Here is a 13374-nt window from a genome sequence, read left to right as displayed (position 1 = left end):
GGGGCGCGCGTCGCCCCATGTTCCGACATGAACCAACATCAAGCACCGACCTCCGCTGGCACGAATTCGACAACGGCGCCCGACGCCCGGAATTCGACCCCGGGCGTGGGTGATGTGCCCTTGCCCGCCACGCTCGACAACGCGCTCGCGTTCGCCACGACCCTGTGCGGCGAGCATGTGCTCTCGTCCGGCGAGCCGATCATGGCGCACGCACGCGGCATGCTCGCGATTCTCGATACGCTGCGCGTGGACGAGGCAACGCATCAGGCCGCGGCGCTCTTCTCCGCCGTCGAGTTCCTGCCGGATCCGCAAACCACGTTGACCCAAACGTTCGGCGCCGAAGTGGCTGCGCTCGTGATCGACGTGCGCAAGTTGCAGCGGCTCTCGGGCGCGGGTTCGCGTGCCGCGCAGGCCATGCCGTCCGACGGCCGCGATCGCGACGCCGCGGCAGAGCGCAAGTCGCAGGTCGAAGGGCTGCGCAAGATGCTGCTCGCGTTTGCGCAAGACATCCGTGTGGTGATGATCCGCCTGGCGTCGCGTTTGCAATCGCTGCGCTGGTACGCGGCGCAGAAGAAGGCGCCCCCTGAGGAAATGCCGCACGAGGTGCTCGAGATCTACGCGCCGCTCGCGAACCGCCTCGGTATCTGGCAGCTGAAGTGGGAACTCGAAGACCTCGCGTTCCGTTTTCTCGAGCCTGTTACGTACAAGCAGATTGCCAAGCTGCTCGAAGAGAAGCGCGTCGAGCGTCAGACGTTCATCGAAGGAGCGATCCAGCGGCTTCAGGACGAACTGGCGCGCGCGGGTGTCAGGGCCGAAGTGTCCGGGCGGCCGAAGCACATTTACAGTATCTGGAAGAAGATGCGCGGCAAGGCGGTCGATTTCGCCGAACTGTACGATGTGCGCGCGTTTCGCGTGATCGTCGACGACATCAAGGATTGCTACACGGTGCTGGGCATTGTCCACAACCTATGGCAGCCGATTCCGAAAGAGTTCGACGATTACATCTCGCGTCCGAAGCCCAATGGCTACAAGTCGCTGCACACCGTGGTGATCGGCGATGACGGGCGGGCATTCGAAGTGCAGATTCGTACGAACGAGATGCATCACTTTGCCGAGTACGGCATCGCGGCCCACTGGCGCTACAAGGAAGCGGGGCAGCGGGGCTACGGCGGCGCGTTTTCGGCGAACGAAGCCTACGACGAGAAGATTGCCTGGCTGCGCCAGTTGCTGGCGTGGAAAGACGATGTGGCCGATACGGTGGGTGCCGAGGGGGCCGCGCAGCCGTGGGCGCAGCTCAAGCGCGCGACGATCGACGATCATATCTACGTGCTCACGCCGCAGGCGCGCGTGATCGCGTTGCCGCAGGGCGCGACGCCGGTCGATTTTGCGTATCACCTGCACTCGGAGCTGGGGCATCGTTGCCGTGGCGCGCGTGTCGACGGCGCGATGGTGCCGCTCAATACGCCGCTGCAAAACGGGCAGACGGTCGAAATCGTGACGGTCAAGCAAGGCGGCCCGTCGCGCGATTGGCTCAACACGCAGTTGGGGTATTTGCAGAGTCATCGGGCGCGCCAGAAGGTGCGTCAGTGGTTCAATACCATCGATCTCGAAGAGACGATTGCTCATGGCCGAACGCTGATCGACAAAACGTTGCAGCGCGAGGGCAAGACGTCGGTCAATCTGGAGGAACTGGCGGCTCGGCTCGGATTCCGAACGCCGGACGACCTTTACGCGTCGATTGCCAAGGATGAGTTCAGCCTGCGCCATGTCGAGCAGGCGCTGTCGGGCAACCTGCCGGGGCCGGAGCCGCGCGACGAGGACACGCTCGTCGCGAAGAAGAGCCTCGACACCAGCGTCACACAGGGGGCCAAGAGCGGTGTGCTGGTCGTGGGCGTTGGCGCGTTGCTCACGCAACTGGCCAAGTGCTGTCGTCCGGCGCCGCCGGATCCGATCGTTGGGTTTGTCACGCGAGGCAAGGGCGTATCGATCCACCGCCAGGATTGCACGAGCTTCCACGCCATGAAGGCGCGGGCGCCGGAGCGAGTGATTCAGACCGCGTGGTCGGCCGATGTGCTCGAAGGGCGGGGCGTGGCGGCGTATCCGGTGGATATCCAGATCGAGGCGACGGATCGTCAGGGATTGCTGCGCGACATCTCCGAAGTGTTCTCGCGGGAAAAGCTCAACGTCACCGGTGTCAGCACGCAGTCTCGGGGGGCGCAGGCATTCATGCAGTTCACCGTGGAAGTGCGCGATGGCGGACAGTTGCAGCGCGCGCTGGCGCAACTGGGCGGGGTGACGGGGGTGGTGTCGTCGCGTCGACGGTGAGCGGTGTTATCGGCAGGCACAATATTCGCTTGGCGACTCGCTGAAATGTTGCTAGAATCTCGTTCTCTTGTAGTAGGCTCGTAGCTCAGCTGGTTAGAGCACCACCTTGACATGGTGGGGGTCGTTGGTTCGAGTCCAATCGAGCCTACCAACGAATTTGATGCATGACAGTCCGCGAGACCCCGCAGACACAGGCGCTGGAAAACACTCATGTTGAAGACGACCCGAACTTTCACAGTGGTGAAGGTGCGACGTTAAGTCGAGGGTGTTTTTCGTCTGGATGCAAGGAATGAAGAGACGGCCTCGACGACAGTCGAGGCCGTTTTTTTTCGTGGTTTTGCCGCGTGGCGTTGGCCGCGCGTGATGCTTTTGCGCATGGGAGTGCGACATGATTTCGGTACGTTTGCCTGACGGCTCGCAACGCCAGTACGAAGCCCCGCTCACGGTAGCGCAAGTTGCCGGCTCGATCGGCACGGGGCTGGCCAAGGCTGCCCTGGCCGGCCGCGTCGACGGCAAGCTGGTCGATACGTCCTATCTGATCGAGCGCGATGTGAGTCTCGCCATCGTCACGGACAAGGACGCCGATGGCCTCGACGTCATCCGTCACTCGACGGCTCACTTGCTGGCATACGCCGTCAAGGAGTTGTTCCCCGAAGCGCAGGTCACGATCGGCCCGGTCATCGAGAACGGCTTCTACTACGACTTCGCGTTCCACCGCGCCTTCACGCCGGAAGATCTCGACGCCATCGAGAAGAAGATGCACGAGCTGGCCAAGAAAGACGAGCCGGTCACGCGTGAAGTGCTTTCGCGCGACGATGCCGTGCGTCTGTTCCTGTCGATGGGTGAGAAGTACAAGGCCGAGATCATCGAATCGATTCCGGCGACGGACGAGATCGGCCTGTATCGCGAAGGCAGGTTCGTCGATCTTTGCCGGGGGCCGCACGTGCCGTCGACGGGCAAGCTCAAAGTCTTCAAGCTGATGAAGGTGGCAGGCGCCTACTGGCGCGGCGACGCCAAGAACGAGCAGCTTCAGCGCATTTATGGCACGGCCTGGACGAAGAAGGAAGACCAGGACGCCTATCTGCACATGCTCGAAGAGGCGGAAAAGCGCGATCACCGCAAGCTCGGCCGCGCGCTGGACTTCTTCCACATGCAGGAAGAGGCGCCTGGCCTCGTCTTCTGGCACCCGAAGGGCTGGACGCTCTGGCAGCAGGTCGAGCAATACATGCGCCGCGTCTATCGCAATCACGGCTATCAGGAAGTGAAGGGTCCGCAGATTCTCGACCGTGCGCTCTGGGAGAAGTCGGGCCACTGGGAGAACTACAAGGACAACATGTTCACGACGGAATCGGAGAATCGCGCGTACGCGCTCAAACCGATGAACTGTCCGGGTCATGTGCTGATTTTCAACTCGGCGCTGCACAGCTATCGCGACCTGCCGCTGCGCTACGGCGAGTTCGGTCAATGTCACCGCAACGAGCCGTCGGGCGGTCTGCACGGCCTGATGCGCGTGCGCGGTTTCACGCAGGACGACGGTCACATTTTCTGTACGGAAGACCAGATTCTCGACGAGTGCGTGAATTACACGGCGCTGCTGCATGCCGTGTACAAGGATTTCGGGTTCACGGACATGATCTACAAGGTCGCTACGCGCCCTGAGCATCGTGTTGGTTCGGACGAGAACTGGGACAAGGCTGAATTTGCGCTGATGGAGTCGCTGCGTCGTTCGAACTGCGAATTCGTGATCGCCGAGGGCGATGGGGCGTTCTATGGCCCGAAGATCGAATACACGCTCAAGGACGCGCTTGGCCGACAGTGGCAGTGCGGCACGATGCAGGTCGATTTCTCCATGCCTGAGCGCCTGGACGCCGAATATGTGGCGGAGGACAACAGCCGCCGCCGTCCGGTCATGCTTCACCGGGCCATCCTGGGGTCGCTAGAGCGTTTCATCGGCATTTTGATCGAGCACCATGCTGGTGCAATGCCGGTCTGGCTCGCGCCGGAGCAGGTCATTGTGCTGAATGTGTCCGAAAAAACGGCCGAATACGCCCAGGCAGTAACGAAAAAGTTGAAAGAACAAGGGCTTAGGGCTCGTAGCGATTTGCGCAACGAGAAAATTAGCTATAAAATACGCGAGCATTCCTTGCAGAAGGTTCCCTACCTTGTTGTCGTAGGGGACAAAGAGCAGGAAGCGAATACGGTAGCCGTGCGTGCCCGTGGCGGCGTGGATCTGGGTGTGATGCCCGTTGACGCGCTCATCGAACGCCTTGCGCAAGCGTGCGCAGCGTTCCAATAACGCCTGTCGGACAGCGCGGCTAAATTTTTTGTTTTTTTCGAGGATAAGCAACATCGCTACCGATAAAGCGCATCGCATCAATGGCGAAATCACTGCGCCTGAAGTGCGTCTAACCGGGGTCGACGGTGAGCAGCTCGGCATTTTGAAACTCGCTGAGGCTTTCCGTCTGTCCGAAGAGGCCGACGTCGATCTGGTGGAAATCGCGCCGCAGGCGCAGCCGCCGGTGTGCCGCCTGATGGACTATGGCAAGTTCAAGTATCAGGAACAGAAGAAAGCGCACGAGAACAAGCTGAAGCAGAAGGTTGTTCAGATCAAGGAAGTCAAATTCCGGCCTGGCACCGACGACGGCGACTACAATGTCAAGTTGCGCAATTTGAAGCGGTTCCTCGAAGAAGGCGACAAGACCAAGATCACGCTGCGTTTCCGCGGCCGTGAGATGGCTCACCAGGAAATCGGCGCTCGTATGCTGGAACGTCTGAAGTCCGATCTCGAAGAGGTCGGCCAGCCGGAACAGATGCCGAAGATGGAAGGCCGTCAGATGATCATGGTCATCTCGCCGAAGAAGAAGTAACGCCGTGGCGGTATCGATCGATACCGCCGGGCGGCAAGGAATTGCCGCCGTGGCCCGCAAGGCCATGGCAGTGATGCAGGGTGTTGTCTGACCCTGAATACAAGTGATCCCGGGTTCTACAAGGGGCGCGATTTTGGCGTCACACCTGTGATCATGTTAAAAACTCGGAGTTTTTCATGCCTAAGATGAAAACCAAGAGCGGTGCCAAGAAGCGCTTTCGCGTGCGTCCTGGCGGTACCGTTAAGCGTGGTCAGGCTTTCAAGCGTCACATTTTGACGAAGAAGACCACCAAGAATAAGCGTCACCTGCGCGGTGCCGTCGGCGTTCATGAGTCTGATATGAACTCCGTACGCGCAATGCTGCCCTTCGCTTAAACCCCGACTTAGATAGGAGAGAAACATGCCTCGAGTCAAACGTGGGGTCACCGCACGGGCCCGCCATAAGAAAGTCATCGCTGCTGCCAAGGGTTTCCGCGGCCGCCGCAATAACGTCTTCCGCATCGCCAAGCAAGCGGTCATGCGCGCCGGGCAGTACGCCTATCGCGATCGCCGTAACAAGAAGCGCGTGTTCCGCGCCTTGTGGATTGCGCGTATCAATGCAGGTGTGCGTCAGCACGGTATGACCTACAGCGTGTTCATCGCTGGTCTGAAAAAGGCCTCGATCGAACTCGACCGCAAGGTGCTGTCCGACATGGCCATCAACGACAAGCCGGCGTTTGCCGCGATTGTCGCCCAGGTGAAAGCCGCCGTCGCAGCCTAAGCTGTAGTTAGCGTATCGCGCGTTTTACCGCGCGCCATTCGCCAGGAGGGGGCTCTCATCGGAGCCCCCTTTTGTTTTTCGCTTGCCTTTTCGCTGGTTTTTTCGCTGGCACCTGCGGCCATTCCGACCGCCTAACTTGAGTCTGTAGCATATGGATCTGGAACTTATCGTCAGCGAAGCGCAGCGTGCGTTCGCCGCCGCTCCCGACGCCGCCGCGCTGGAAAACGAGAAAGCCCGCTTTCTTGGCAAGACCGGCCAACTGACCGAGTTGCTCAAGGGCCTCGGCAAGCTTGATCCCGACGCGCGCAAGCATGAAGGCGCACGGATCAACGCGGCCAAGCAACAGATCGAAGGCGCCCTGCAGGCGCGCCGCCAGGCCATGGCCGACGCGCTGCTCGACGCGCGCTTGTCCGCCGAGGCCGTCGACGTCACGCTGCCTGGCCGAGGCCTGGGCGCTGGCAGCCTGCACCCCGTGCTCACCACCTGGGAGCGCGTTGAACAGATTTTCCGTTCCATTGGTTTCGACGTGGCCGACGGCCCCGAAATCGAAACCGACTGGTTCAACTTCACGGCGCTGAACAGCCCGGAGAACCACCCCGCGCGCTCGATGCAAGACACGTTCTACATCGAAGGGAACGACGACGCCGGCAAGCCGTTGCTGCTGCGCACGCACACGAGCCCGATGCAGGTGCGGTACGCGCGCATGAACAAGCCGCCGATCAAGGTGATCGCGCCGGGCCGCACATATCGCGTGGACTCGGACGCCACGCACTCGCCGATGTTCCACCAGGTCGAGGGCCTGTGGATTGCCGAAGACATCAGCTTCGCCGACCTGAAGGGTGTGTACACCGATTTCCTGCGCAAGTTCTTCGAACGCGACGACATTCAGGTGCGTTTCCGCCCGTCGTATTTCCCGTTCACGGAGCCGTCCGCCGAAATCGACATGCAGTTCGAAACCGGCAAGAACGCCGGCAAGTGGCTGGAGATCTCGGGCTCCGGGCAGGTGCATCCGACGGTCGTGCGCAACATGGGACTCGACCCGGAGCGTTATATCGGCTTCGCGTTCGGTTCGGGCCTGGAGCGTCTGACGATGCTGCGCTACGGCGTGCAGGATCTGCGCCTGTTCTACGAGAACGACCTGCGCTTCCTGCGCCAATTCATGTAATCGATGCCGACGGCCCCGGACAGGCGCGCGAAGCCGCTGCCGCCGGGCTCTCGGAAGTGAAGACTTAACTGCGAGCGAACTGATCCATGCAATTCTCTGAATCGTGGCTGCGTACCCTGGTCGACCCGGATTTGTCGACGGACGCGTTGGCGCATGCCCTGACGATGTCCGGGCTCGAAGTCGAGGAAACCGACCCGGTTGCCCCGCCGTTTACCGGTGTGGTCGTGGCCAAGGTGCTCGACGTCGCCCGGCATCCGGACGCTGACCGTCTGAACGTCTGCCAGGTCGATGCCGGCACCGGCGAGACGCTCACCATCGTGTGTGGCGCCCCCAACGTGGTGCCGGGCATCAAGGTGCCGTGCGCGACCGTGGGTGCGGCATTGCCCCCGGCCGAGGCCGGCGGCGCTCCGTTCCAGATCAAGATCGGCAAGCTACGCGGCGTGCAGAGTTTCGGCATGCTGTGCTCGGCGCGCGAACTGAAGCTCTCGGAAGACCATGGCGGTCTGATGATCCTGCCGGACGACGCGCCGGTCGGCATGAGCATCCGCGAGTATCTGGATCTCGACGACACGGTGTTCGTCGTCAAGCTCACGCCGAACAAAGCGGATTGCCTGTCGCTGCTGGGCATCGCCCGCGAAGTCTCCGCCATTACCGGCGCACCGCTCAAGGACTTGCCGGGGCAGGGCGCTCAACCCGCGACAATCGCCGACACGCTGCCGGTGCGTATCAGCTCGCCGGAAGGTTGCGGGCGCTTCGGCGGCCGAATCATCCGCAATGTGAACGCGGCTGCGGCGTCGCCGCGCTGGATGGTCGAGCGCCTTGAGCGCGCTGGTCAGCGCAGCATCTCCGCGCTGGTCGACATCACCAACTACGTGATGCTCGAATTGGGCCAGCCGCTGCACGTCTACGATCTGAACCGCCTGCAAGGGGGGATCGACGTGCGCTTCGGACGGGCGGGCGAAACGCTCAAGCTGCTCAACGAACAGACCGTCACGCTCGACGAGAACGTGCTCGCCATCACCGACGCCAGCGGCCCGATCGGGCTCGCCGGCATCATGGGCGGCGACTCGACCAAGGCGGGTCTGGACACGCAAAACATCTTCCTCGAAGGCGCGTTCTTCTTTCCGCAGGCGATTCAGGGCCGGGCACGCAAGTACAACTTCACGAGCGATGCTTCGCATCGCTTCGAGCGCGGCGTCGACTTCGCCGGCAATGGGCGCGCACTCGAGCGGGCCACGCAACTGGTGCTGGACATCTGCGGGGGCCAGGCCGGTCCGCTTGAAGACCAGATCGCACAGCTGCCCGAGCGTCAGCCCGTGGCCCTGCGCGTCGCACGTGCCGTCAAGATTCTGGGCGTGCCGGTTTCCGAGGCGGAGATGAGCGCGATCTTCACGCGCCTGGGTCTGCCGTTCACGTTGCAGAATGGCGTGTTCAACGTCACGCCGCCGTCGTATCGCTTCGACATCGAAATCGAAGAAGATCTGATCGAAGAGATTGCGCGCATCTACGGTTTCGATCGCATTCCGGCCAATCCGCCGGTCGCCGCGAGCGAAATGCGTCCGACGCAGGAAGGCCGCCGCTCGCAGCACGCGGTGCGTCACGCCGTGGCGGCGCGCGATTATCACGAGACCGTTGGCTTCAGCTTCGTCGATGTCGAGTGGGAAGCCGATTTCGCCGGCAACGATCACCCCATCAAGCTGCTCAATCCGATCGCCAGCCACCTGGCAGTGATGCGCTCGACGCTTATCGGCAGCCTGATCGCGAGCACGCGCTACAACCTGAATCGCAAGGCGTCGCGTGTACGCGTATTCGAAATCGGCCGCACCTACCATCGCGACAATACGGTCGCCTCGGGCGAGCTGAGCGTTGGCGGTTACCGTCAGCCGCTCACGGTCGCGGCGCTGGCCTACGGCCCGGTGCTCGACGAGCAGTGGGGCGCGGCAACGCGTCAGGTTGATTTCTTCGACGTGAAGGGCGATCTCGAAGCGCTGTTGTCCCCGCGCACGGCACGCTTCGTGAAGGCCGAGCACCCGGCGTTGCACCCGGGGCGCAGCGCGGCGATCGAAGTCGATGGCAAGCGTGTCGGGATCATCGGCGAGCTGCATCCGCGCTGGCAACAGAAGTACGATTTGCCGCATGCGCCGGTGTTGTTCGAGATCGAAGCGGAAGCGCTTCTGGTGCGCGATGTCGCAAGCTACGAGGATATCTCGAAGTTCCCGCCGGTCACGCGCGACATCGCGCTGGTGGTGGATCAGGCGCAGCCGGTGCAAGGGCTGATCGACGCCATGCTGGCCGCGCGTGACGACGATCCGGCATGCAGCGTGGTGCAATCGGTGCGCCTGTTCGACGAGTTCCGTCCGAAGGCCGGCGCAGCCTCGGGCTCGCTGGGGGCGCAGGACAAAAGCGTAGCGTTTCGTGTTACTCTGCAGGACCCCTCGGGTACGTTGCAAGACGAGACGGTCCAGGGCGCCATCAACGCACTGGTACAACGGGTAGAAGGGTTCGGCGCACGTTTGCGCGCCTGAAACTCAGTCAACATCCGCTTGCGAGTTGGTTATCGCACTGTCATCGCCATCGCGTGGGACGTATGAACGAAATGAATCCTGGTGAATTTGAAGCCATGCTCGCGGCGCAGCGCATCGCGCTGGGTCGCAGCGACACGAACGAGGTCTCGACCGAAGCGCCGACGCTGACCAAGGCCGAACTGGCCGAGTTGCTGTTCGAGCAAGTCGGTCTGAACAAGCGCGAAGCGAAGGATATGGTCGAGGCCTTCTTCGAATCGATCCGCGATGCGCTTGAGTCTGGCGACAGCGTCAAGCTCTCCGGCTTCGGTAACTTCCAGTTGCGCGACAAACCGCAACGACCCGGCCGGAATCCTAAAACCGGCCAGGCGATTCCGATTGCCGCGCGTCGGGTGGTGACCTTCCACGCTAGCCAGAAACTCAAGTCGATGGTGGAATCAGGCGTACTGGACAAGTAATTCCCTGCCGCCGCATTCTGTGGCGGCTACTGGTTTTCCTCCGCAATTTAACCGTCGTCCCATTCCGCTAACGCCGCGATGGATCACGTTGCCTTGCCGCCGATTCCCGCAAAGCGTTACTTCACCATCGGTGAGGTGAGCGAGCTGTGTGGCGTCAAGCCACATGTACTGCGCTATTGGGAGCAGGAGTTCACACAACTGCGCCCCGTCAAGCGGCGCGGTAATCGACGGTACTACCAGCACCATGAAGTCCTGCTGATCCGGCGTATCCGGGAGTTGCTCTATGAGCAGGGCTTCACCATCAATGGTGCGCGTAACCGCCTCGATGCCGACACGCCGCGTGGCGGCCGCGCGGCTGCGGGGCACGCGGGCGAGTCGGCAGCATTGACCGAACCCGAGACGATCCTCGACGTGGTTGACTTGCGCCACCGCCTGGAGGCGGTCATCGATTTGCTCAAGTCCTGAAGAAGGCGTACGCATCGGTGGCGGCGGTCGCCGAAATATCCGTAATCCGACATATGGCACGCCGCAGGGTGGGGCGGTGTTCGCGCTCACCCCGTCCCCCTGCCGGAGCGCGGAAACGCCAAACGACTTCCGGGGGCACCGCGATTGCCTTACACTTGCCGGAAACCATGGCGTCCGTTGGCGACGACCGCTGGAGCCTATTGACGACCGGGCCAACACCGATCTTTGCGCGTTTTGGCACAAAGGCTGAAAGGATCTCCCCCTATGGCGGAACCGAGCACAACGGGAGCGCGACACGGGCGTTGGATGACGCCCCATCGCTCGATCGCCGCGATTCTGATTTTCGGTCTCCTGATTCTGATTCTCGTCTGGACGGCGGTGCTATGGCGCATCGCCATCGAGCGTCAGGCAATTCTGCGCGACGCGGCCGCCTCGGCGTCGACCGTGACGACCGCACTCGAGCAGCATACGTTGCGGGCCATCCGTCAGGTCGATCAACTGACGCGTTTCGTGAAATACGAGTACGAGCGACGTCACGGTCACTTCGATTTGAAGCAAGCGCTCGCCGAAGGAACGGTCAAAGATCCCTTCATGGTGCAGGTCAGTCTGGCCGATGCGAACGGCAAGATCGTGGCCACGACGATCGCCGGCGGCGTTGGGATCAGCATTGCCGATCGCGAGCACTTCCGGGTGCATCAGGAACTCTCGAACGACAACCTGTTCATCAGTCATCCGGTGCTTGGGCGCGTGTCGCGCAAGTGGGTGCTTCAGTTCACCCGGCGGCTCAATCATCCCGACGGTAGCTTCGCCGGTGTGGTAATCGTGTCTCAGGCGCCAGACTACTTCACCACGGACTTCTACACGAACGCCGTGCTGGGCCAATACGGCGAGGTCGCCATCATTGCCGACGACGATGCCATGCTCGCGCGCAGCACCGGCGCCGGCGTTGCCATCGCCGGCACGGGGGAATTGCCGCCGTTCTCGGCAGCGCAACGCCGTTCCGGTATCCAGCGTGATCCCATCGATGGCATCGAACGTATCGTGGCTTACCGCCATTTGCGCGACTATCCGCTGGCGGTTCAGGTCGGTCTGTCGGTGGATGAGGCGCTGACCGAGCATCGGCATGTCGCGCGGGTCTATTTGACGATGGCCACCTTCGTGTCGGTCGCGCTCATCGTGTTCTTCGTGCTCATCGCCTACCTGATGCAACGGCTGATCGGACGGGATCAGCAGCTTACGCGATTGATTTCGTTCGACGCGCTCACCGGACTTCCCAATCGCTACGCGCTCATGGAGGCGTTGCGGCGCGCGCTGTCCGTGCCCGAGCAGGTCGGCAAGGTGGCACTGTTGCACATCGACCTCGATAATTTCAAGAGCGTGAACGACACGTTGGGTCATACGCAGGGTGACGAGATCATCCGTCAGGTGGCCGAGCGCTTTGCCCCGCGCATGCCACCAGAGGCCATGCTGGCGCGTTTTGCCGGCGATGAATTCATGGTGCTGCTCACGGGCAACGGCGCAACCGACGCCGCCGAGCCGCTGGGCGAGACGCTGCTCGGCACCCTCAGGTCGCCGATGGTGGCGGACGGCACGTCGTTCGCGCTGCACGCGAGTATCGGGGTGACCTTCTGGTCCAAACCGGAGGAAACCGAAGCCGACCTCATCAAGAAAGCCGATCTAGCCATGTACTCGGCGAAAGAGGCTGGCAAGAGCGTGGTGCGCGTCTATACACAGCAGATGACGTATCAGGCGCATCAGCTCGTCGTGTGGGAACGCCAAATGGAGCAGGCGTTGGCCAATGGCGAGTTTTTCCTCGCCTATCAACCGATCGTCGCGCTCGAGTCCGATTGCGTGCGCGGCATGGAGGCGTTGATTCGCTGGCGCCACCCGGATCGGGGCGTACTGAGCGCGGGCGAGTTCATCCCCCTGGCGGAGACGACGGGGCAGATCGTGGCCATCGGCGAGTTCGCGCTGACGCAGGCGTGCCGTCAACTGGCGGCGTGGCGAGGCACGCCGATGGCGTCGCTGCGACTGGCCGTCAATGTCTCGTCGGTGCAGTTCTGGCGCGGCGACATTGCCGAACTGGTCGAGCGTCTCATGAGGGCGTACGCGATCGAGCCGAATCGACTGGAGCTGGAAATCACCGAGTCGGTCATGGTCAAGAATCCGGCGCTCGTGGAGATGAAGATCAAGCAGTTCAAGCGCGCCGGGGTGCGCATTGCGCTTGACGATTTTGGTACCGGATACTCGTCGTTGTCCTACCTGACACGTTTTCCTGTCGACACGCTCAAGGTCGATCGTTCATTCGTGGAGTCGATTCCCGACTCGTCACGTTCATGCCTCATGATTTCGAACATCGTCAACATTGCGCGCTCGCTGGGTATCGAGCTGATTGTCGAGGGCGTGGAGAATGCGCGGCAACTGGATTGGCTGCGTCATTTCGTGCCGCTCTGCGCACAGGGTTACTTATTCTCCCGTCCGGTGGAAGTCGAACAGATTGATTCGGTCATCGCGCGTTTGGGTATTTGCGAATAAAGCGGACTAATGGAACAACGCGAACAAGCGACGTTTTTGGCTAATTAATAGATTAAATAGGCGATCGTAGTAAATTCGCGATTTGATGTTTGTCGGTGCGAGTTTATTGTTGGCGTGCGATAAAATCAGTCGTTGTCATGATGAAATCGAGCGGCATGAATGGATGACTGTGCGCCGCGCACTACGCTGGAAAGCGAGGGCTGCTGCCATTGTCGGGGTGGACAATGCAGGGCAGTCAGGGTCCGAAGGCGCGTGGCGCGACACGCCGTGGATCGAGA

Annotated in this window: 10 protein-coding genes and 1 tRNA gene; all 11 read left to right on the top strand. The window is 61.7% G+C overall.

Annotated elements, in window-relative coordinates; genetic code table 11:
* Positions 1-27: 27 nt before the first annotated feature.
* The 11 genes from PSO31014_RS02725 (at position 28) to PSO31014_RS02675 (ending at position 13096) form a co-directional block, all read left to right on the top strand.
* Complete coding sequence (locus PSO31014_RS02725) at positions 28-2325, top strand: RelA/SpoT family protein (protein WP_281349027.1); 2298 nt, start codon at positions 28-30, stop codon at positions 2323-2325.
* A gap of 74 nt (positions 2326-2399) precedes the next feature.
* Positions 2400-2476, top strand: a tRNA-Val gene (locus tag PSO31014_RS02720).
* 237 nt (positions 2477-2713) lie between these two features.
* Positions 2714-4621, top strand: a complete 1908-nt coding sequence (thrS, locus tag PSO31014_RS02715; protein WP_150550187.1) for a threonine--tRNA ligase — start codon at positions 2714-2716, stop codon at positions 4619-4621.
* A gap of 28 nt (positions 4622-4649) precedes the next feature.
* Positions 4650-5192, top strand: coding sequence for a translation initiation factor IF-3 (gene infC, locus PSO31014_RS02710; protein WP_150550415.1), 543 nt, complete (start codon positions 4650-4652; stop codon positions 5190-5192).
* 176 nt (positions 5193-5368) lie between these two features.
* On the top strand, positions 5369-5566 hold the full coding sequence (gene rpmI, locus PSO31014_RS02705; RefSeq protein WP_150550186.1) for a 50S ribosomal protein L35: 198 nt from the start codon (positions 5369-5371) through the stop codon (positions 5564-5566).
* 25 nt (positions 5567-5591) lie between these two features.
* Positions 5592-5951: a 50S ribosomal protein L20 gene (gene rplT / locus PSO31014_RS02700; protein ID WP_010806048.1), complete on the top strand. Its 360-nt coding sequence runs from the start codon at positions 5592-5594 to the stop codon at positions 5949-5951.
* Positions 5952-6102: 151 nt separating this feature from the next.
* Positions 6103-7116 (top strand): phenylalanine--tRNA ligase subunit alpha, encoded by a 1014-nt coding sequence (gene pheS / locus PSO31014_RS02695; RefSeq protein ID WP_017233323.1) that lies wholly within the window; start codon positions 6103-6105, stop codon positions 7114-7116.
* An 86-nt stretch (positions 7117-7202) separates the two neighbouring features.
* Entirely contained in the window at positions 7203-9641 is a 2439-nt protein-coding gene (gene pheT, locus PSO31014_RS02690) for a phenylalanine--tRNA ligase subunit beta (protein WP_150550185.1), read from the top strand.
* A 62-nt stretch (positions 9642-9703) separates the two neighbouring features.
* Complete coding sequence (locus tag PSO31014_RS02685; protein ID WP_150550184.1) at positions 9704-10096, top strand: integration host factor subunit alpha; 393 nt, start codon at positions 9704-9706, stop codon at positions 10094-10096.
* A 78-nt stretch (positions 10097-10174) separates the two neighbouring features.
* Positions 10175-10561 carry a MerR family transcriptional regulator gene (locus tag PSO31014_RS02680; RefSeq protein WP_150550183.1) on the top strand — a complete coding sequence of 129 codons (387 nt, stop codon included), beginning with the start codon at positions 10175-10177 and terminating at the stop codon, positions 10559-10561.
* A 306-nt stretch (positions 10562-10867) separates the two neighbouring features.
* The gene (locus tag PSO31014_RS02675) at positions 10868-13096 is read left to right on the top strand and encodes a bifunctional diguanylate cyclase/phosphodiesterase (protein ID WP_150550182.1); all 2229 of its coding nucleotides are present in this window, start codon (positions 10868-10870) and stop codon (positions 13094-13096) included.
* Positions 13097-13374 lie beyond the last annotated feature (278 nt).

The sequence above is a fragment of the Pandoraea soli genome (assembly GCF_902459595.1).
Classification (GTDB): Bacteria; Pseudomonadota; Gammaproteobacteria; order Burkholderiales; family Burkholderiaceae; genus Pandoraea; species Pandoraea cepalis.
Note: the sequence above shows the minus strand (reverse complement) of the source record. Positions and strands in the feature narration are given on the sequence as shown.